This is a genomic window from Corynebacterium wankanglinii (genome assembly GCF_013601005.1).
GTDB lineage: Bacteria > Actinomycetota > Actinomycetes > Mycobacteriales > Mycobacteriaceae > Corynebacterium > Corynebacterium wankanglinii.
In genome coordinates this window covers 51777-72442 of sequence record NZ_JABFED010000006.1, presented here as the reverse complement: position 1 = coordinate 72442, position 20666 = coordinate 51777, and the positions used below count along the sequence as shown (strand labels likewise).

Below are 20666 nucleotides of genomic sequence, written 5' to 3'. Positions count from 1 at the left end.
CCCATGACCGATGTACTTGTTGTCCCGGACCGCTCCTTCGACGGCGCGGTGGAACCGAGCGTGGCGGAGCTGATCGGTGCGGCGTCTGCGATCGGCACCCCGGTCGTGCTCGCCAGCGACCGCGCGCACGCCGAGGAGCTCGGCGCACTGGGCGCCGCCGTCGTGCTCGTGTCCGACGCCCCGCTTATCGACGCCGCTGCCGCCGCGTTCGACGCGCTCTACCCCGCCGCCGTCCTGTTCGCCCACACCGTGCGCGGACGCGAGGCCGCGGGCCGTTTCGCTGCGCGCAAGGGCAAGGCCGTGCTTACCGACGCCGTGTCCGTCCGCCACGACGACCAGGGCGTTGTCACCGACCACCAGAACTACGGCGGCGTGTACTCCGCCGTGGCCGCGGCAACGCACTCGGCGCCGGTGATCACCCTGCGCCCGGGCGCGGTGGAGACGCGCGCCGATTCCGCCACCCCTGAGGTGAGGGAGTTGGAGGTGGCGGCATCCGGCGCGCGCGAAGCGACCGTGGAATCCGTGACCCCGGTGGAGCGCACCTCGAACCGGCCCGAGCTGCTCACCGCGGACAAGGTGGTCGCCGGCGGCGTTGCACTTGGCGACGAGGACACGTTCGAGGAGCTTGTCGGCGGCCTCGCCGACGCGTTGGGGGCCGCCGTGGGCGCCACCCGCTCCGCCGTCGACGAAGGGCAGGTTCCGTATGAGGCGCAGATCGGCCAGACCGGCGTGATGGTCAGTCCGAAGCTCTACATCGGCGTGGGCATCTCCGGCGCCGTGCAGCACCTGGTGGGTATGCAGACCGCGGACACCATCGTCGCCATCAACTCGGACGAGGACGCGCCGATCTTCGACATCGCCGACTTCGGCATCATCGGCGACCTGTTCGACCTGGTGCCGGACATCATCACCGAGATCAACGCGCGGATCGAGGCGCGCAAGTAATGCAGGTAGAACTCCGCCGAGGCCTCCCCCGCGTCGCAGGCGGCGACCCGTGGCCGCCCGCCGGCACCGTGGAGGTGGAGGGCGCTCCGGCTGCCCCCGCGGCGCCTGCCGCGCCCGTTGCTGCTCCGGCCGACACTGCCCCAGCTGCCGACACCGTTGAGGTGCCGCTGCGCCAGGGCCTGCCTCGCGTCGAGGGCGGCGACCCGTGGCCGCCAGCGGGCACCGTTCGCGTTGTCGCGCCCCGCCCGTCCCAGCCGGCCGCGGCCGAGGCTGGCGCGGCCGATGCGGCGCTGGACTCCAACGCCGCAGACACGGCCACGGACCTCATCTCAGTGCCGCTGCGCCGCGGTCTGCCGCGCGTGCAGGGCGGCTCGCCCTGGCCGCCAGCGGGCACCGTGCGCGTCCCGGCGCCCCCGGCCGCGGCCCCGGCGCTCCCCTCCGAGGCGCCGCAGCCCCAACCGGAGCCTGCCGCACCGGCGGCCACCGTCCTCGGCGACGCCGTGGCCAAGGCCGCACCGGTGCCCAAGGCCGCGCCCGTGGCCAAGGCCGCGCCCGTGGCCAAGGCCGCGCCGGTGGAAAAGGTTGCGGGGGTGGAACCGGAGGGCGTCGTTAGGCGGTGGCTCCCGTGGGCGATCGGTGCCCTCGTGCTGCTCGCTGCGGCGGTTATCGGCGCGCGCTGGTTCGTGGGCACTGACACCGGGGCCGACTTCATCGCGCGCTACGACGGCCTGCAGCCGCTGCCGGACAACGCCCCCGTCGGGTTCCCGGCGTGGCTGAACTGGGCCCATTTCTTCAACATGTTCCTCATGGCACTAATCGTGAAAACGGGCCTTGACGTGCGCCGCGAGAAACGCCCCGACGCCTACTGGCAGCCCAAGAAGGGCGGCAAGAAGATCTCCGTGACGCTGTGGCTGCACCAGGTGCTGGACGTCGCCTGGGTCGTGCTCGGCGTCGTGTTCTACGTGCTGCTGTTCGCCACCGGGCAATGGATGCGCATCGTGCCCACGAGCTGGGACGTCTTCCCCAACGCGGTATCGGCGGGCCTGCAGTACCTCTCGCTGGACTGGCCAGATGAGAACGGGTGGGTGTACTACAACGCCCTGCAGGAACTCTCGTACTTCGCCACCGTGTTCATCGCGGCACCGCTATCAATCGCGTCCGGGTTCCGCATGAGCGGGCTGTGGCCGAAGGCGTGGCCAAAGGTACCTGTCGGGTGGGCGCGGGCGGTGCACTTCCCCACCATGGTTTACTACCTCATCTTCGTCGCCGTGCACGTATTCTTGGTCGCCGCAACCGGGTTGCGCGGCAACCTCAACGCCATGTTCGCCGCGCGTGACGACGCCTCCGGATGGCTCGGCCTCATCCTCTTCCTTCTCGCCGTCGCGGTGACGGCCGCCGGCTGGTGGGCGGCCCGACCCTCTGTGGTCACGCCGGTGGCGCAGGCCACGGGCAAGGTGACGCGCCGCTAGGCTGGCACACCTTTTCGGGGTAGCCAGCCTAGCCTAAGTTAGGTAAGACTTGCCTGAATTACGCGCGGCGGTTTAGCGTGAGTCCATGTTCCTCGCCGCATTCCTGGTCGGCCTGCGCGAAGGTCTCGAGGCCTCGTTGATCGTCGGCATCCTGCTCGCCAGCCTAGACCGGCGCGATGCCGCCGACGCCCGTCGCAGCCTATGGTGGGGTGTCGGGCTCGCGGTGGTCATCTGCGTTGTCCTCGGCGCCCTGTTCACCTTCGGCCGCTACGGCTTAAGCTTCCGCGCCCAGGAGGCCATCGGCGGCACGCTGTCGCTGGTTGCGGTGGCCATGATCACCGGCATGGTGCTGTCCATGTCCAACAGAGACGGCATGGTGCGCAAAGTCCTCGACGCCAAGACGGGCGACGCCGTCGCAGCCGGCGCGAGGGCGATGTTCTGGCTCGCGTTCATCACCGTCGCGCGCGAGGGTCTCGAGCTGACGCTGCTCATGTGGGGGTGGGTGGTGCAGCCGGCGGCGGTCATCGGGGCGTTCCTCGGTATCGGCGTGGCGCTGGTGATGGGCTACGCCATCTACAAGGGTGCGCTGCAGATGAACATGCGCACGTTCATGCAAGTGTCCTCGGCGTTGCTCATCGTCGTGGCCGCGGGCATCCTCGTCTACGCCATCCACGACCTTCAAGAGGCGCAGTTCTTGCCGGGGCCGTTCTCCGGCGCGCCGATCGCCCCGACACACCCGCGCACCGGGGAGGTGCTCGTGGGGTTTGCGACGTACCCGTTCTGGATGGCGTCGTTCCCCTTCGGTTGGGCATTCGATTTCGAGCACGCCATCGACCCCACGGGGCCGATCGCCGCCTTGGTCAACGCGCTCACCGGGTTCGAGCCGAAGATGAGTTGGCTGCAGGTCATCGGCTGGGCCATCTACATCGCCGTCATTGTCCCAATTTTTGTGAACCATGTTCGTCGAGATCGGGGGGTGGGGCGGCCGGAGGTCGTCGATACGCACCCTGCTCTCGTAGGAAAGGAAGTCTAATGTCACACCGCCGAACCTTCGCCGCCGTGGCCGCGCTGCCGCTGGCACTGACGCTCACGTCGTGCGTGGAAAACGCCGCCAACGCCGACAGCATCGAGGTCACCTCCGACGCCGACACCTGCGCCGTGAGCACCGACAGCACCGAATCCGGCGCGCGCACGTTCAAGATCAACAACACCGGCAACCAGGTGACGGAGTTTTACCTGCTCGCCAACGACGGCCTGCGCGTCATCGCCGAGCGCGAGAACATCGCCCCCGGCGAAACGGCCGACCTGACGGTCTCGCTCATGCCGGGCGACTACTTCACCGCCTGCAAGCCGGGCCTGCGCGGGCCGAACGTCGGCCAAAGCGCGTTCACGGTTACCGGCGAGGCCGTGGCCGTCGGCGAGTCGGACCAGCAGCGTTTCGACGACGCCGTCGCCTCCTACGTCAACTTTGCTAAGAACGAAGTGGCCGAGTTCGTCCCCCTCGCCGAGGAGTTCGCCGCCGCCTACGCCTCCGGCGACGACGAGAAGGCGCGCGAGCTCTACCCCACCTCGCGCGTGCACTACGAGCGCATCGAGCCGATCGCGGAGGCGCTGGGCATCCTCGACCCGAAGATTGACTACCGCGAGGTGGACTACATCGCAGAAGCCGACGAGCTGAAGGCGGAAGACCCCGCCTTCGACCAGTGGCGCGGCTTCCACCGCATGGAAAAGGATCTGTGGGTGCCAGAAAAGGACGCCAAGAATGCCGACGGCGCCGACGCCTGGCAGGACTGGGAACCCTCCACCCCGGCCCAGCGCACACAGGTCGCGGAGCTGTTCGTGGCCGACGTCAACCAGCTGCTTGACACGGTCAACGACCCAAACTTCGCCGAGGACCAACAGCTGACCATCGACTCGGTGTCCAACGGCGCGATCTCGCTTCTGGAGGAGGTGGCCACCACCAAGGTCACCGGCGAGGAAGACTGGTGGAGCCACACCGACCTCTACGACTTCGCGGCGAACATCCAGGGCTCACGCATCGCGTTCGACCTGGTCGCCCCCATCGCCGCGGACCGCGGGGAAAACGGCGCCAAGCTGGTCCAAGACATCAACGACCGCTACGACGACGTCGAGGAGCTGCTCAGGGAGTACGGCTCGCTGGAGACCGGGTTCGTCTCCTACGACACCGTCGACGCGGCCGCGCAGGCGCAGCTGACCCGGGCGCTCGACGCGCTGCGCGAGCCGCTGTCGCAGCTCACCGGCACCGTACTGGGGCTGGGCTAATGGTCAGCCGGCGACAGCTTCTCACCCTCGGCGGCCTGGGCACCCTGGGCGCGGCCAGCACGGCCGTCCTCGCCGGGTGTGCGAACGAGGACGGGGCGAAGAAAAATGATGCGGCGGGTGGGGCCGGGGGTTCGTCGTCAAGCGAAGAGCTCATCGTGGACTTTGCCGGCGAGCACCAAGCCGGGATTATCACGCCCATGCAGAACAACCTGCACTTCGCGGCGTTCGACATTTCGGAGAAGGCGGACCGCGAGGACGTGATCGACCTGCTCGAGCGCTGGACCGCGGCGGCGCGCAGGCTCACGCTCGGCGGCGACGTTTCGGCCAAGGGCGCGTTCGGCACCGGAGACAGCTTCCCGCCGGACGACTCGGGCGAGGCGGTCGACCACGGCCCCTCCGGGCTCACGCTCACCTTCGGCTTCGGCCGCTCCTTCTTCCGCGAGCAGCTGGGCACCGCCGACAAACTCCCCGCCGAGTTCACCGAGATGCCCACGATGACCAACGACTTTTTGCGCCCCGAGTTCTCCGAGGGCGACATCTGCATCCAGGCGTGCGCGAACGACCCGCAGGTGGCAAGCCACGCGATTCGCAACCTCACCCGCCTCGCCGTGCCCACCGCAACACTGCGCTGGACCCAGCTCGGCTTCGGGCGCGCGGGCGCAACCGGGACGGAACAGCCGACACCGCGCAACCTGTTCGGCCAGAAGGACGGCACCGCCAACATCCGCGCCGACGAGGACGCGGAGTTGGCGAAGCACGTGTGGATTCCCGCCGACAGCTCGCAGCCGTGGGCCGCGGGCGGGACGTACATGACTGTGCGCCGCATCGCCATGAACATCGAGGTGTGGGACACGCTGCAGCTGCGCGAGCAGGAGCGCGTGACCGGCCGCGACAAGCCGGTCGGCGCGCCGCTGTCCGGCGGCGACGAGTTCACCGAGCCCGATTTCGAGGCGGTCAACGAGCGCGGCAACCCGAAGATCGACCGCGCGTCCCACCTGTTCAACGTGCACCCGGCGCAAAACGACGGCATCCGCATGCTGCGCCGCCCCTTCAACTACGTCGACGGCACGAACGAGCAGGGCCGCATGAACGCGGGTCTGTTCTTCATCGCGTTCACGCAGACGCCGGAGCGTTTCGCGCGCGTGCACAAGTCGATGTCGCGCGACGAGATGTTCACCGAGTACCTGAAAACCACCAACACCGGCACCTACCTCATCGTGCCGGGCGTGGGAGGCGAGGGCTACATCGGCGAAGGCATGTTTGCTTAACGACGTCTACAGCGGGCGGCCCATGTCGGTGCGCGAAATCTCCACGGCTTTGCGGATCACTTCGGCGAGTGCGGCCTCGACGCGCACCCGCGACTCGTCGTTTTCCAGCAGGTCCTTGCGCACCTCGAACATGACGGCCAGCACGGCGGTGTTCTTGTCGTAGTCCACCGGCACGTACGCCCCGGCGAACGGGGTGTTGCGCTCGACGTTGAAGCCGGCGGCGGTGAAGGCGCGGGCGGCTTCGTCGGCAAGCACGGCAGGCGTGTGCACGGAGTGGGTGCCGATGCAGACGTCCGGAAGCAGCTTGCCCGGGTGGATGCGGTACTCCTCGGGCTGGTTGTTGTAGGAGTGCACGTCCACGATCACGGCGCACCCGCAGTCCTGGATCCGCCCGCGCACAAGCTTGGACACAGCGTCGGCGTACGGGAAGTAGTACTCGGCCTTCAGGTCGGCGACGTCCATGTCCAGCGGCCGCAGCGGGTTGCCGTCGCCGAGCTTGAGAAAGATCGCGCCGCGGCCGGTGGCGTCCATGGATTCGCGTTCGTTGGAGAAGCGCCCCGGGTCCGCCACCAGCCGCGAGAGGTTGTTCACGACCATCCACGGCGCGCAGCCGGACTGCTCGGCGGCGGCCGCTGCGAGCGTGTCGGTGTGGTCGTCGGTGACGCGGTCGAGTTCCTCGGCGATCTGCTCGTCGGTGGCGATGAAATCGGCCGCCACCTCCGCCGGAATCTCGCGCGAGGCGTGCGGCACGTGCACGATGACGGGGCAGTCGTTACTTCCCTCGTGGATGGTGAAGTTCATAGTTTCGCAGGATATAGCGCGCAGGGGCATCTTGCTTGACGACGCCACCTTCGGCCTCAAACGCCTCCAACCAGCCCTCCATCGGGAAGCTTCCCCACTTCGCGTGGAACCGGTTGGCGTTGGCCACGATGTCCTCGATGTGCTCCCACGGCGGCGAGGACACGGGGTGCCACTGGTGGAACGCGTGCGCCCCGCCGACCCACACGAGCGGGATGCCGTGGCGCTGTAACTCGCGGGCGAAGTCGGTGTCCTCCCCGCCGTAGCCTTCGTAGCCGGGGTCGAAGCCGCCGAAGTCGCGCTCGATGCGCTCCCACGTCGTTGCTGTCAGTGCGAACGACAGGGACCAGAACAGGTTGTAATTGTCCGCGTCCACGAGTTCGCCGGGTGTGGGGTTGGGGCGCGCGGGGTGCGGGTCGGGGTCGGTCACGCGCATCTCGCCCTGCCGCATGTACGTCACCGGTCCGGCCACCACGGCGTCGGGGCGCTGGGACAGCGCGGAGACGTAGCGCGGCACCAGCGCGTCGGAGGCGAGGCAGTCGGCGTCTAAGAACACCAGCACCTCAGCGCCGCGCTCGATGGCCACCTGCGCGCCGAGGTTTCGCGCCGCCGCCAGGTTGCGGGGCCCTTCCACCACGTGGCTTTTCGGTACCGCCTTGGTCAGCACCTCGGCGTCCGCCAACGCGACCGTGACGTGGTCCACCCCCATGGGCATGAGGTTGACCTGGTGGGTGAGGTGGTCCTTGCGGTTGGCGTCGGCGAGCGTGATCACGCAGGTGGCGGGCTGTCCCGGGTTCTCGGCCACGGCCGCGATCACCTCGGCGGCCCGGCGCGCGGCGCCCTCGGTCTGCCAGCGGCCCCAGTCGGTGTCGCGCTGGCGCAGCAGCTCGGGCCACTCGTCGGGTGCGGGGAAGGCGTTTCGGACCGTCGCGAGGCCGTCGAGCGCTAAAGCGCCGAGCTTCTGCTCGGCGAACGGGCGCGGCTGCGGCAGGATCACCGCCGGGGTGTCGGTGGCGGCGAGGTCCGCCACAGAGTTCTGCCCGCCCGCGGTGACCGCGATGCCGGCGGACTGCAGCAGCTCCGTCGGGTCGTCCACGTGGTTGTCGCCGCCGAGGAAGGTGAAGCGGTACTCCGGGCAGGCGCGCTGCACGGCGTCCCAGTCCTCGGGCGACCACGTCGAGCCGCCCAGGCCCGCCATCACCACCACGTGGTTCGGATTGCGCTCCACGCTCTTGCGCGGGGTCAGCCGCGAGATGCCGCCTACGGCGTGCAAACGGTCGGCATGCGCCTGCAGGTGATCCGGCACCGGAACCCAGTCCGGCCACGCGGCCACGATCGCGTCGGCTTGCGCGTAGGCCAGCTGGTGCGGCGCGTCCCCCCGCGCGCCCGGCATCGCGTGCACCACCACGGGCACGCCCATGAGCCGCACGAACGCGGCGATCTCGTTGGACACGTCCACGTAGAACGCGTCCGGCTGGTGCTCCGCCACCCAGTTGGCGATTTGCGCGAACCGCCGCGCGATCTGCGGTGCCCCGTACGGCGCGTAGTGGAGCGTGCCGCCGGCGGTCATGGCGCGGCCGGAGCGCAGTTCGCGTGGGGTGTCGGAAGCGTCGTCGATAAGTGTGACGTCCCCGCCGGCTGTGGAGAGGATTTCGCACTCGTGGCCCATCGCGCGCAGCTCGCGCTGGATGGCGCGGCAGCGGTGCATGTGGCCGGAGCCGTGGTGGTGGGCATAAATCCCGATCATTGTCCTACCTTCGCAAACGCCGCCACCTGACGGAAGATATCTGTGTAGCGCTTCGCGGTTTGGCAAAGCGAATGCCTATCGACGACCCAACGGCGCACCACGTCCCGATCCAACCCACGCGCCCGTGTGATCGCGGCGGCGAGTGCGTCGACATCGTCTGCGGGTGCCAGGCATGCGGGGGCGTCGCGCAGCAGTTCGCCCATGCCGCCGCGGCGGAACGCCGCCACGGGGGTGCCGCACGCCATCGCCTCGAACGCGACGAGGCCGAACGGCTCCTCCCAGCGCGGGGTGACCACCGCGACGCCGCAGTTGGCCACCAGGCCCCGCAGCTCGGCGTGGGAAAGCTCGCCGATCCACTCCACCCCGTCGCCGAGACGGGGTGCGATCTCGTCGCGCACGTAGTGGTGGTCCCCGTTGCGGCCGGCGAGCACGAGCGGGATGCCGGCGGCGCGGCAGGCGTCGATGGCCAGGTGCGCGCCCTTCTCCGGAACAAGGCGGCCGAACCACACGGCCGTTTCCCCGCCCGGGCCGGGCCGCCACAGGTTGACGTTCACGCCGTTGGGGATGATCACTGGTTCCGTGGGCAGACGCCAATCCCGCGCGGTGGTGCGGCTGACGGCGGCGAAGCGCCCTGCGCGCAGGCCCGCGGCGGTGATCGCGTCCTGGATCTCGTCGACCATCGGGGTGTGCAGCGTGGTCAGCATCGGCAGCGGCTCCGGCGACGCCTCCGACGGGAAGATGTACGGGTTGAGGCTGTTGTTGTGCACCACGTCGTAGCCGCGCGCAACGAGGAGCCGCCGCAGCTCGATAAACGCCGCGTTTTCCCGTTCGCGGCCGCCCTCGGGGTAGGTGGTGTCGGTGGCGTCTTCGGCGCGGTCGCCCCAGTCCACGCCCGGCAATTCGAAGTCTTTGGTGTTGCCGTCGGAGCCTTCGGCGGCGAAGAAGTCCACCTCGTGGCCGAGCTCCCGCAGCGCAGAGACCATGGTGTGGCAGAACGCCTCCAGCCCGCCGGCGTACGGCTCGCGCACCGGGTAGCGCGCAGGGCCGATGAGCGCGATGCGGAGCTTCGCGGCGCGCGGGGTGCGCGCGGCCGGTTGCGCTGCGACCGTCACTGGCCCACCACCTTCTCGTAGATTGCCTTGTGCGCCCGGCGCACCTGCTGCATTTGGTGTTCTCGGTCGCCGGCGTATGGCACGTGCCCGCGCGCGAGCAGGCGCGCCGCCGCTTGACCTGCCGCGTGCCCGTCGCCCGCCGCGTACACCGCCACGGCTTCGGGCGTGTCCGCCTGCCCGGCGTAGCAGCCGGTATCCGGCACGACAACCGGCACACCGAGGTCGCGGCACATTTCCAGCCACCCTGAATGCGTTCCCCGAGTGTACGGCAGAATGCACACCCCGGCGCGCCCAACCGCGGCGTAGAGCTCCGCATCATCCATGGGCTCGTGCACGACCACGTTCGCGTTGCCTATCGACGCCAGCTCCGCCCCCTCATGCGCATACACATCCAGCGGCACCTCGCTGGCAATGTCGGCGTAGAACTTCGCGTCCGCCACCACGTTCGCGCGCAGCGACTTCACAAACACCGCCGCGCGCCCGCCCGGCTCCACATCCACCGGCACGTCCACGATCCGCGGGTGCGGGATCACCTGCACGTCCCGCGCCCCGTAGTCGCGCTCGAGGACCTCGGCGGCTTGGTCGGTGAGGGTGATGAGGGCGGAGCTTGCGTCGATAAGCAACTGCAACCGCTCGTGGTGCGGCGCCTGGTCCTCCAAGTGCGGGTTGTCCAGGTCGTGGACGGTGAGCACGAGTGGCACCGGCAGCGCGTTGCACAGCTCGGCGATCTCGGCTGGGGTGCGGTGTTCGAAGCCGAAGTGGATGTGCACGGCGTCCACGTCGCGCGGCTGGTTCCACCACGACGCCTCGAGCGCGGGGTGCGGCCACCAGTTGCCGTCGATGTCCGGGTCCGGGAGAAACTCCACGCCCGCCGGCTGGATCGCCTGCGTATACGGGTGTTCGGCGGGGATGGAGAGAACGCGCATTCCCCTAATATAAACCTTCTCGAATACGGTGAGGATATGTCTTTGCTCGTCGTAGTTGGCAACTGCCAGGCGGAGTCCACCCGCAAGCTGCTCATGTCCACCGGCCATTTTTCGGGTGAGCGCATCGCCCCGGTCCACGAGCTGGAGGAAGCGGACATGGGGTGGTTTGTAAGCCTCGTGCGCCGCGCCGACGTGCTGGTCACCCAGCCGATCCGCGACGACTACCGGGGTCTTCCCGTGGGCACGCGGCAGCTGCGGGAGCTGCTGCACCGCAACGCGCGCCACGTGGTGGTGCCGGTGCTGCGCTTCGACGGGCTGATGCCGTACCAGGCCATCATCCGCGACCCCGCCGATCCCTCGCTGAACCCGCCGGTGGTGCCGTACCACGACCTGCGCACCCTGGTTGCGGCCGCGGGCTATAGTGCCGCGGCTGCCCCGTCGCCTGAGGCTTTGCGACGAGCCGCCGCCATGTCCGTCGAACAGATCCGCCTGCGCGAGCAGGCCCACGGCGCGGTGGAAGTGTCCGACTACCTGGAGACGCACCCCGTGTGGCACACCGTAAACCACCCCAATAACGCGACGCTTGCGTTTATGGCCTCGCGGGTGTTGGAGGCGCTGGGACTTACCGGCGAGCCTGTGCCGCCGGACTACGAGATGCTCGGCGGGCTGGACGCCCCCGTCGACGCCGACGCGGCCGAGGCGCTCGGCGTGGCGGTGCACGGCCGCGACGAGTGGCGCGACCGCGTGGCCGGGGTCATCGACGCCGACGAGATCCGCGCCGCGCAACTGGAGTTCTACCGGCAGCGGCCCGCGCTGGTCGAGCACGGGCTGCAGCGCCACGCGGAGCGCCTGGCGAATCTAGGGTTGGTGCAATGAAACATCTCATCGTCGGACCCGCGGGCCACGGGGTGACCGAGTACGCCCTCGGGCTCGCCCGCGCCACCGGTGCCGAGGTGATCCGGGAGGAGACGTTCGGCGACTCCCCGCTCGCCGGCCCCGTCCACGTCACGTTCACCGACCACCTTTTCGGCGACACCGCCGAACGCCTGCTTGCGCGCATCGACGGCCCGCTGTCCGTGAGCCTGCACGACATCCCCCAGCCGGAGGAGGGCGCGGCCCGCTACGAGCGGCGCGCAGGCGTCTACCGCGCCCTCGCCGCAGCCGCGGATGTGGCCGTAGTGAACTCCGACCACGAGGCGCGCTTCTTCCCGGCGGGCGCAACGACCGTGATCCGCCTGCCCATCCCGGTGATCGACTCCTCTTTCGACCCCGAGCCGGGCACCGTCGGCGTGCTGGGGTTCCTCTACCCCGGCAAGGGCCACGAGGACCTCATCGCCGCACTGCCGGACCGCCGCCTGCGCTTCCTCGGCGCGGTCTCGACTGGCCACGAGCAGTGGGCGGCCGATCTCGTCCGTTCGGCGCGAAGCGTCGAACTCACCGGCTGGCTCACAGACGAGGAGCTCGCCGCTGAGATGGGCCGCATCGCCGTGCCGGTGTGCCCGCACCGGCACTTCTCCGCGTCCGGCTCGCTCATGGCCTGGCTGGGCGCCGGGCGGAAAGTGCTGGTGCGGGACTCCGACTACGCCCGCGAGATCGACGCCTGGCTGCCCGGGCGCGTCACGCTGGTGGGGGAAGGGGGCTGGCGGGACGCCGTCGATAGGCATGTGCCCGAAAGGCTCGACCCGCCACGCTACGGCTGGGCCGAGGTGGCACAACGTTGGGAGGAAACATGGCGTTTCGCTGGCCTGATGTGAGCGTGGTCATCCCGCACTACAACGACGAGGATTCCCTCGCGCGCGTCGTGGAGGCGGTGCAGGCGCAGGATTACGCGGGCGAGGTGGAGATCATCGTCGCCGACGACGGCTCCGAGGTGCCTCCGGCTATCGACGGCGTCCGCGTCGTGCGCCAACAGGACAAGGGCTTCCGCGCCGCCGCCGCGCGAAACTTGGGGGCGGACGCCGCGCGCGGGGAGGTGCTCGCGTTCCTCGACGCCGACACCGTGCCGGAGCCCGGCTACCTCTCCGCGGTCGTTCCGCACATCGTGGGCGACGCGCGCGCGGTGGTCGTCGGCGCGCGCCGCACCGGCGCGGACAACACCGAGCCGCAGTGGCTTATCGACGCCTGGTCCGCCACCGACAACCTCCGCCACGCCGACCACAGCTCCTGGCGCTACATCATCTCGGCGGTGCTGACGTGCTCGCGCGAGTTCTTCGGCGAGGTCGGCGGATTCGACGGCACGCTCGTAGGCTACGGCGGCGAGGACTGGGAGTTCGGCTTCCGGGCGTGGAACGCCGGCGCGACGTTTGTGCACGAACCCGGCGCGGTCGCGCACCACCCGGAGGAGGACTTCGGCGCGCGCTACGACGACCCGGCGGCCGCCACCGCCGTCAAGAACGCCGAGACCCTCGCCCTGGCCCGGCGCGTCACGCACCCGCTGGCGCGGCCCGACGGCATCATCTTCGACACCTTCGACATGCAGGTGGAGGTGCCGGAGCTCGAAGGCGAGGGGGTGCGCGACTTCGTCATCGCGGAATGGATCAAGGTCGGCGCGTATGTGCGTGTGGCAGAGGTGCCAGCGCTGTTTGCCCACGACCCGCGGGTGGGCACCTCCGAGGTGGAGGCGCGGGTGAACATTGCAGTCGGGGCGGGCTGGGCGCCGCAGGACTTGGGTGCGCTGCTGGCCGCCGAGTATGTGCTTTGCCCCGACGGTACGGTCGTGCGCACCGCACGTGCGGCGGCGCTCGGACTCGAACCGGTCACCGCGCACCCGGACGAGATCGGGATGACGCCGGTGCAGGGCCCGCTGCAGCTGGAACGCTACTTCGCGGGCTGGTAGCGCTCGCTGACGCTCGCGCTACCAGGGGAGGCTCCGAGTAGCTACGGCTGCGGCGCCACGCCGGTGCGCTCGTAGTCGGCCAGGATGTCGATGCGGCGCTGGTGGCGCTCGCTGACGCTCGCGCTACCAGGGGAGGCTCCGAGTAGCTACGGCTGCGGCGCCACGCCGGTGCGCTCGTAGTCGGCCAGGATGTCGATGCGGCGCTGGTGGCGCTCCTCTTCGCTCCACGGCTGGTTCACGAAGGCGTCGACAATCGCCAGCGCCTCCTCCTCCGTGTGCATGCGCCCGCCGATGCCGATGAGCTGGGCGTTGTTGTGCTCGCGCGCCAGCTTCGCGGTCTCCTCCGACCAGGCGAGTGCGCAGCGCGCGCCCTTGACCTTGTTCGCGGCGATCTGCTCGCCGTTGCCCGAGCCGCCGAGCACAATGCCCAGCGAGCCCGGATCCGCCACCACAGCCTCGGCGGCGGCGATGCAAAACGCCGGGTAGTCATCCAACGCGTCGTACTCGTGGGCGCCGCAGTCGGTCACCTCGTGGCCCTGCGCCTCGAGGTGGGCCTTGATCTGGTTCTTGCGCTCGAATCCGGCGTGGTCTGCTCCAAGGTAAATACGCATGGCGCCTACCGTACCTGTGGCATCTCAGTGCGAGTGCGCTTGAGTTCGAAGAAGTACGGGAACTCCGCCAGCCCCACCGCGTGGTCGAACAGCTCCCCGGCCTGCTCGCCCTCCGGCAGGCGGGTGATCACAGGGCCGAAGAACGCGGTGCCGTTGAGCGAGACCACCGGGGTGCCCACGTCGTCGCCCACTGCCTCGATGGCGGTGGCGTGGAAGCCGCGCAGCAAATCGTCCACGTCGGAGGTGTTGGCCACCTCGGCGAAGTGCTCCGGCAGCCCGACCTCGGCGAGCGCCTTCGCGATCACCTCGTCGTAGGCGCCGTACCCCTTCTTCATGCTCTCCCCGCCCGGGTGCACGAGCGTGCCCATGGCGGTGTAGAGCTCGTCTACCTTCTCGGGAGCTTCCTCCTTCACCTTGGCGAACACGCGCGCCGGGCCCCAGTTGGCCTCCATCATCGCCGCGTAGTCCTCGGGGATGTCGCGGCCGTCGTTGAGCACGGCGAGCGACATGGGCACCCACTCGATTTCGATGTCTCGGACCTTTTCCACTTCCTTCATCCAGCGGGAGGTCTGCCACGCGAACGGGCAGGATACGTCGAACCAAAACTTCACTTGTTGCGTCATGGGGCCCACGATAGCGCGTGTAGGCTGCGGCAAATGAAGACCAATCTGACACGCTCCGACGCGCAGGCGCGCGCAGCACTGATATCCAACGTCCGCTACGACATCGCCGTGGACATCACCGGTGCAGACGAGTTCACCACGGTGAGCACCGTCCAGTTCGATTCGAAAGCGGGCAGCACGCACTTCGACCTGGTGGCGGCGGGCTTCGAGGCCACGCTCGATGGCGAGGAGACGGGCCGCGAGCTGAAGCTTGACGACGGCGCGCACACCCTGGTGGTCACCTCCCACGACGCGTACAACCGCACCGGCGAGGGCCTGCACAAGTTCACCGACCCGGTGGATAACAAGGATTACCTGTACACCCAATTCGAGCCCGCGATGGCGATGAAGGTGTTCGCCGGCTTCGACCAGCCGGATTTGAAGGCCACCTACACCGTGCGCGTGACGGCGCCGGAGCGCTACACCGTGATCCTCAACGAGGCGGCCGAGCGCAGGGACAACGGCGACGGCACCGCCACCTGGACCACCACGATCGACTACCCGCTGTCGACCTACCTCATTGCGATCTGCGCCGGCGAGTTCGAGCGCGTCTCCGACGTTTACCGTTGCACCGACGAAGGAGGTGCAACGCGGGTCATCGAGCTGGGTCTCTACGCCCGCGCGAGCCTGATCCCCCACCTGGACGCGGAGCGGATCTTCCGCCAGACCAAGGAGGGCTTCGACTTCTACCACGCCAACTTCGGCCGCACCTACCCCTTCGGCGACAAGTACGACCAGGTGTTCTGCCCGGAGTACAACATGGGCGCGATGGAGCACGTGGGCTGCGTGACGTACCGCGACGAGTACATCTTCACCTCCGAGCCCACCCCGTACCGCCTGGAGCGCCGCAACGACACCATCCTGCACGAGATGGCGCACATGTGGTTCGGCGATTTGGTCACCATGCAGTGGTGGGATGACCTGTGGCTCAACGAGTCGTTCGCCACCTGGTCTGCCGCCACCGCGCAGACCGCGATCGGCGAGTACGCGGACGCGTGGACCACGTTCGCGTCCGTGGAGAAGGCGTGGGCGTACCAGCAGGACCAGCTGCCGTCGACGCACCCGATCGCCGCGGACGCGCCGGACATCGAAACGGCGGAGCAGAACTTCGACGGCATCACCTACGCCAAGGGGGCGAGCGTGCTCAAGCAGCTGCAGGCGTACGTGGGCTACGAGGAGTTCTTCGCGGGCGTGCGCACCCACTTCGACAACCACGCGTACGGCAACGCCACGTTCGCGGACTTGCTCGGCGCGCTTGAGCAGGCCTCCGGCCGCGACCTCGCGGACTGGGCGGAGCAGTGGCTGCGCACCACAGGCCCGTCCACGCTGCGCCCGGAGATCGGCGAAACCTTCGCGGTGCTGCAGGAGGATCCGCGCCCCCACCGCGTGCGCGTGGGGCTATACAAGCTTGCCGACGGGCCGGCCGGCTCCGCCGTCCAGCGAACCCACCAGGTCGAGACCGACATCGACGGCGAACGCACCGAGATCCCCGAGCTCGCGGGCGTCGAGCACGACCTGGCCATCGTCAACGACGACGATCTCACCTACGCGAAGATGCGCCTGACACCCGAGCACCAGCAGTTCGCCCTCGAGCACCTCGGCGAGATCGAGGATTCGCTGGCGCGCACGCTTATCTGGTCCTCGTTGTGGGAGTCCGTGCGCGACGGCGAGCTGGCCGCCCGCGAATTTGTCCGCCTCGTGGCGCGCGAAGCCGCCCGCGAGACGCACCCGAGCGTGCAGGAGCGCCTGCTCGCCCAAGCCACGCAGGCCGTGCGCCAGTACGTCGACCCGGCCTGGCAGGGCGAGGGCATGGACCTGCTCAACTCCGCCTTCCGCGGCGCGGAGCCGGCGGCCATCTTCGACCGGGCGCTGGCCCGCCTCACCCCCACCGAGGACACCGTCGCCTACTTCAAGGACCTGTTGGAGCGCTCCGACAATCAGGAGGTGCGCTGGCTCGCGCTGACCACCCTCATCGCCGCTGGCGCGCTGCCGCTGTCCGCGGCAGACGAGGAGCAGGACAACACCTCGGAGGGTGCCATTTCGAGGTTGCGCGCGAAAGCTGTCGTCGATAAGCGGTGGGCTTGGGACACGCTGGTCAACGAGGATCTGACCAACCTCGAAGCCCGCTACCTCATGGACGGGCTGACGTTTACTTACGACGGCCTCGAGGGACTCACCGACGAGTACTTCCGCGCCGCGCCCGCGCTGTGGGACCGCCTGACCAACGAGATGGCGCAGCGCACCCTCGAGGGCATGTACCCGAGGTGGGATGTGACCGCAGGTGCCGTCGACAAGGCGAATGAGCTTCTGCTTAGCGACGCCCCTGCCGGCCTCAAGCGCGTCGTCGCCGAGGGCCAGGACCGCATCGCCCGCGCGGTGCGCAACCGGGAGGTCGACGCCACGGCAAACTAGAGTTTCGCCAGCGCCTGCTCGAGGTCGGCGATCAAGTCAGCCTCCTCCTCAATGCCCACGGAGATGCGCACGAGCTCGCCCGGCACCTCGAGAGCGGAGCCCGCGACGGACACGTGGGTCATGGTGGCGGGGTGCTCAACCAGGCTCTCCACGCCGCCGAGGGATTCCGCCAGGCAGAACAGTGTGGTGGACTTACAGAATGCCTTAGCCTGCTCGGTGGTCTGGAACAGCACGGAGACCATGCCGCCGAAGCGGGTCATCTGCTTCTTGGCGGTCTCATGCCCCGGGTGGGACTCCAAGCCCGGGTAGCACACGCGCGCGACCTGCGGTTGGGCGTCCAGGAACGCTGCCACGGCCTCGGCGTTGTCGCAGTGCTTGTCCATGCGCACGGCGAGCGTTTTCAGGCCGCGGCCGGTGAGGTAGGTGTCGAACGGCGAGGGGTTCGCGCCCACCCAGCCGAAGAAGAAGCGCAGCTGCTCGTGGAAGCCGGGCACGCGCGCGTCGTCGCCGCAGACGATGCCGCCGACGACATCCGAGTGGCCGCCGATGTACTTCGTGGTGGAGTGCACCACTACGTCCGCCCCCAGGTCGAAGGGCTTTTGCAGGTACGGGGAGGCGAAGGTGTTGTCCACCACCAGCGTGGCCTGCTGCTTCACCCCGGCGATCGCTTCGATGTCCACGATGTCCAGCATCGGGTTCGTCGGTGTCTCCACCCAGATGACCTTGGTGTTGTCTTGCACCGCCGCGGCGACCTCGTCCGGGTTGGTCATGTCTACCACGGTGTTTTCCACGCCCCACTGGGTAAATACCTGCTGGATCAGGCGGTAGGTGCCGCCGTAGGCGTCGTTGGACACCACGATGTGGTCGCCGGGTTTGAGCAGGACGCGCAGGATAACGTCGATAGCCGCCATGCCCGAGGAGTACGCCACGGCGTACTCGGCGCCCTCGAGCGCTGCCACCGCCTTCTCCAGCGCGGTCACGGTGGGGTTCCCCACGCGGGTGTACTCGTAGCCGCCGCGCAGCTGCGCCAACCCGTCCTGGGCGAAGGTGGTGGAGGCGTAGATCGGCGTGTTGATCGGCCCGTAGAGGCTATCGGGGTCGTATCCGGCATGGATGGCGTCGGTGGCAAATCCAGTCATGCCCCCAGACAGTAGACCAAGCTGTCCATTCAGCGCGCATTTTTATGCACTAGACTCGTGCTCCGATGAATGCTCAAACCACACAAAAAGACACGACCGAGAAGGTCGATGAAGCCGTCACCGGTGTGACCAACTGGTGGAACAACCCTGACACGCATGAAATGTTCATCGAGCGCCCGTTGAAGATTCTGCTGATCCTCGTGGTCGCGCTGATCTTAAGTTGGCTGGCGCGCGGCATCATCCGCCGAGCTACCCGCCACGGCATCGAGCGCACTCCACTGCTCTCCACGGCGGCGGAGGACACCCCGCAATACCGCGCGCAGGAGGCTCGCCGCCAGCAGCGCATGAAGACCCTGGGCAACGTCGGCCGCTCCGTGGCCGCGATTGTGATCTGGACGTGGGCGGCGCTCGCCGTGCTGGACCAGCTCGGTGTGAACGTGGCCCCGCTCATCGCGTCGGCCGGTGTGGTCGGCGTGGCCATCGGTTTCGGCGCCCAGTCGCTGGTGAAGGACTTCTTCTCCGGCATGTTCATCCTCATTGAGAACCAGTTCGGCGTGGGCGACACCATCCAGGTCGGCGACGTCGTGGGCGACGTGGAGGAAATGTCGCTGCGCATCACCACCATCCGCGACATCGACGGCGCGCTGTGGCACGTCCGCAACGGCGACATCGACCTGGTGGGCAACCACTCCGCCCGCTTCTCCACGGCGCGGTTGCAGATCCCGGTGTCGCTCATGGCCAACCCGGACAAGGTCTCGCGCGTCATCGAGGATGCCGCCACCGCTGCGTGCCAGGACCCGGAGGTCCGCGACCTTGTCATGGGCACCCCGCAGATGCTGGGCCCCAGCGAGTTCAACCCGACCTACGTGTCCTTCCGCCTGGCCGTGCAGACGATGCCGGGCGAGCAGTGGACCGTGGCCCGCCACATGAATCACCGCATCCTCGCCGCGCTGCACCAGGAGAACGTGGTGCTCACGCCGATGGATTCCGTGCTGGTACAGAACATGGAGAACAATGGATAACGAGCACACGCTGTACGACGCCGTCGGTGGCGAGCCCTTCTTCCGCCGCCTCGTCGACGGGTTTTACACCCAAGTCAAACGCGACGACCTCATCGGCCCGATGTACCCGGACGACGACTGGGAGGGCGCGCAGAACCGCCTCCGCTGGTTCCTCGCCCAGTACTGGGGCGGGCCGCGCACCTACCAGGAGCAGCGCGGCAACCCGATGCTGCGGCGGCGCCACTTCCCCTTCCCCATCGGCGAGGCGGAGGCGGACCGCTGGTTGGAGCTCATGGGCAACTCCATGGAGCAGTTTTCTGACGACGAGCTGCCGCCCGCCTACCGCGCCCAGATGTGGAACCACATGCAGCGGGTTGCCTACATGATGATCAACCAGGGCCCGCGGGCTTACTAACTAGAACAGCAGGTTCGGCCTGCTACTGCGGTAGACCGAGCCGAACGGCGCGTCCAGGCGCACCCAGCTGCCCGCGGTGGCCACGCGCAGGTGGCGGGGAATCTCCGCGGGGGCCTCGAAGCCGGGGATGAGGCCGAGCACGGTGCAGGCGAAAATCATCCGCATGGGGATCTCCACCGGCTGGTTGCTGTCCGCGTCGGCGGTGAGCACCACCCCGTCGAGCAGGGATCGCGGCGGGCCGGCCGGGCCGGAGAACTGCCGGGCGAGGTTGCGCCCCTCGCCCGCTAGGCGCCGCGCAACCCCGATGGGGATATCTTCGCGGGCGGTGAACCCGCTCGCGGGCGGCAGCGCACCCGGCCAGGCGGCGTCGCGGGCCGGGCCCACCTCGGTGCGGCCGTCGCGCAGCGCCTCCAACATGTCCTGAGCTGAGACGGCGGCGCCGGGGTGGGTGGTGGAGCCCAAGGTACGTCGAGAAGCGATGGCGTCGAAGGGGGTGGTGACAAAGACGTCGAGCTGCCCCTCACCCACCTCCTGGATACGCGCGACGGCCTGGGTATCGAGCGCGAGGGCGCGCGTGAGCAGCGCGATCAGCCCGCGCGCACCCTCATCGATGTGAACTTCGACCACTTAATCCCCAGCAGTCTTGGAGAGGATGCCGATCTCTTTCTGCGTGATCTCGCGCGGAGAAGTCGTGGTGGTGTCCACCGTGACCTGCACGCAGTCGATGACGCAGCAGACCTTGCCCTGCGCATCCTTGATTTCCTGGCGGGTGGTGAACGACGTGTTGCCCACGTTGGCTACCTGCGTTTCCACCGTCACCTGCGTCGTGCTTGGCAGGATCGGGCGCACGTAGTCCACCTCGAGGCGGCGCACGAACACCACGAATTCGTGGCCCTGCGAGTAGAAAAACTCCTGCGCGAACGCCAGCCGCGCCTCCTGGGCGAGCTCGATGTACGCGGAATTGGTCACGTGCCCGTAGCGGTCGAAGTCGCCCCAGCGCACTGGGATCGTGTGGATGTGAACGTTGTCGGCCATGAGTGCT

The 20666-nt window shown here is 68.7% G+C and carries 20 protein-coding genes; 11 read left to right on the top strand and 9 right to left on the bottom strand.

Annotation, left to right across the window (positions count from 1 at the left end; all coding sequences use genetic code 11):
* The first annotated feature begins 3 nt into the window (after positions 1–3).
* From HMA55_RS08655 to HMA55_RS08635, 5 genes are all read left to right on the top strand, one after another.
* Positions 4–945, top strand: a complete 942-nt coding sequence (locus HMA55_RS08655; protein WP_181192649.1) for an electron transfer flavoprotein subunit alpha/FixB family protein — start codon at positions 4–6, stop codon at positions 943–945.
* Positions 945–2414: a cytochrome b/b6 domain-containing protein gene (locus HMA55_RS08650; RefSeq protein WP_181192648.1), complete on the top strand. Its 1470-nt coding sequence runs from the start codon at positions 945–947 to the stop codon at positions 2412–2414. Before HMA55_RS08655 ends, HMA55_RS08650 begins: the two co-directional genes overlap by 1 nt.
* Before the next feature lie 85 nt (positions 2415–2499).
* Positions 2500–3447 (top strand): FTR1 family iron permease, encoded by a 948-nt coding sequence (locus HMA55_RS08645; protein WP_181192647.1) that lies wholly within the window; start codon positions 2500–2502, stop codon positions 3445–3447.
* On the top strand, positions 3447–4697 hold the full coding sequence (efeO, locus tag HMA55_RS08640; protein WP_181192646.1) for an iron uptake system protein EfeO: 1251 nt from the start codon (positions 3447–3449) through the stop codon (positions 4695–4697). The genes HMA55_RS08645 and efeO overlap by 1 nt, the downstream gene beginning before the upstream one ends.
* Entirely contained in the window at positions 4697–5965 is a 1269-nt protein-coding gene (locus HMA55_RS08635; RefSeq protein ID WP_181192645.1) for a Dyp-type peroxidase, read from the top strand. The genes efeO and HMA55_RS08635 overlap by 1 nt, the downstream gene beginning before the upstream one ends.
* 6 nt (positions 5966–5971) lie before the next feature.
* Here HMA55_RS08635 and HMA55_RS08630 read toward each other — a convergent pair whose 3' ends face one another.
* From HMA55_RS08630 to HMA55_RS08615, 4 genes are read right to left on the bottom strand one after another with little or no spacing between them, the layout of a single operon-like run.
* Positions 5972–6766, bottom strand: coding sequence for an N-formylglutamate amidohydrolase (locus HMA55_RS08630; protein WP_181192644.1), 795 nt, complete (start codon positions 6764–6766; stop codon positions 5972–5974).
* Entirely contained in the window at positions 6738–8510 is a 1773-nt protein-coding gene (locus tag HMA55_RS08625; RefSeq protein WP_181192643.1) for a glycosyltransferase, read from the bottom strand. Before HMA55_RS08625 ends, HMA55_RS08630 begins: the two co-directional genes overlap by 29 nt.
* The gene (locus tag HMA55_RS08620) at positions 8507–9622 is read right to left on the bottom strand and encodes a glycosyltransferase (RefSeq protein WP_257802535.1); all 1116 of its coding nucleotides are present in this window, start codon (positions 9620–9622) and stop codon (positions 8507–8509) included. Before HMA55_RS08620 ends, HMA55_RS08625 begins: the two co-directional genes overlap by 4 nt.
* Positions 9619–10548, bottom strand: coding sequence for a glycosyltransferase (locus HMA55_RS08615; protein ID WP_181192642.1), 930 nt, complete (start codon positions 10546–10548; stop codon positions 9619–9621). The genes HMA55_RS08620 and HMA55_RS08615 overlap by 4 nt, the downstream gene beginning before the upstream one ends.
* A gap of 36 nt (positions 10549–10584) precedes the next feature.
* On the opposite strand from HMA55_RS08615, the gene HMA55_RS08610 reads away from it, so the two are divergent.
* From HMA55_RS08610 to HMA55_RS08600, 3 genes are read left to right on the top strand one after another with little or no spacing between them, the layout of a single operon-like run.
* Positions 10585–11424: a WcbI family polysaccharide biosynthesis putative acetyltransferase gene (locus HMA55_RS08610; protein ID WP_181192641.1), complete on the top strand. Its 840-nt coding sequence runs from the start codon at positions 10585–10587 to the stop codon at positions 11422–11424.
* Positions 11421–12302, top strand: coding sequence for a glycosyltransferase family protein (locus tag HMA55_RS08605; RefSeq protein WP_181192640.1), 882 nt, complete (start codon positions 11421–11423; stop codon positions 12300–12302). The genes HMA55_RS08610 and HMA55_RS08605 overlap by 4 nt, the downstream gene beginning before the upstream one ends.
* Positions 12278–13384: a glycosyltransferase family 2 protein gene (locus HMA55_RS08600; RefSeq protein WP_181192639.1), complete on the top strand. Its 1107-nt coding sequence runs from the start codon at positions 12278–12280 to the stop codon at positions 13382–13384. The genes HMA55_RS08605 and HMA55_RS08600 overlap by 25 nt, the downstream gene beginning before the upstream one ends.
* Positions 13385–13530: 146 nt before the next feature.
* Here the strand turns inward: HMA55_RS08600 and HMA55_RS08595 are convergent, their stop codons facing one another.
* Both HMA55_RS08595 and HMA55_RS08590 read right to left on the bottom strand, forming a co-directional pair.
* Positions 13531–13995, bottom strand: a complete 465-nt coding sequence (locus HMA55_RS08595) for a ribose-5-phosphate isomerase (RefSeq protein ID WP_181192638.1) — start codon at positions 13993–13995, stop codon at positions 13531–13533.
* 5 nt (positions 13996–14000) lie between these two features.
* Entirely contained in the window at positions 14001–14618 is a 618-nt protein-coding gene (locus HMA55_RS08590; protein ID WP_181192637.1) for a mycothiol-dependent nitroreductase Rv2466c family protein, read from the bottom strand.
* Between the two features lie 33 nt (positions 14619–14651).
* On the opposite strand from HMA55_RS08590, the gene pepN reads away from it, so the two are divergent.
* Positions 14652–17069, top strand: coding sequence for an aminopeptidase N (gene pepN, locus HMA55_RS08585; RefSeq protein WP_181192636.1), 2418 nt, complete (start codon positions 14652–14654; stop codon positions 17067–17069).
* Here the strand turns inward: pepN and HMA55_RS08580 are convergent.
* On the bottom strand, positions 17066–18208 hold the full coding sequence (locus tag HMA55_RS08580) for a cystathionine gamma-synthase (RefSeq protein WP_181192635.1): 1143 nt from the start codon (positions 18206–18208) through the stop codon (positions 17066–17068). The genes pepN and HMA55_RS08580 overlap by 4 nt on opposite strands.
* Positions 18209–18273: 65 nt before the next feature.
* Between HMA55_RS08580 and HMA55_RS08575 the strand changes: the two genes are divergently transcribed.
* Both HMA55_RS08575 and HMA55_RS08570 read left to right on the top strand, forming a co-directional pair.
* The gene (locus HMA55_RS08575; protein ID WP_181192634.1) at positions 18274–19230 is read left to right on the top strand and encodes a mechanosensitive ion channel family protein; all 957 of its coding nucleotides are present in this window, start codon (positions 18274–18276) and stop codon (positions 19228–19230) included.
* A complete protein-coding gene (locus tag HMA55_RS08570; RefSeq protein WP_181192633.1) occupies positions 19223–19624 on the top strand; it encodes a globin in 402 nt (133 codons plus the stop codon). Before HMA55_RS08575 ends, HMA55_RS08570 begins: the two co-directional genes overlap by 8 nt.
* Here the strand turns inward: HMA55_RS08570 and HMA55_RS08565 are convergent, their stop codons facing one another.
* Both HMA55_RS08565 and HMA55_RS08560 read right to left on the bottom strand, forming a co-directional pair.
* Entirely contained in the window at positions 19625–20251 is a 627-nt protein-coding gene (locus tag HMA55_RS08565; protein WP_181192632.1) for a hypothetical protein, read from the bottom strand. It lies immediately after the preceding gene.
* A complete protein-coding gene (locus tag HMA55_RS08560) occupies positions 20252–20659 on the bottom strand; it encodes an acyl-CoA thioesterase (RefSeq protein WP_181192631.1) in 408 nt (135 codons plus the stop codon).
* Positions 20660–20666 lie beyond the last annotated feature (7 nt).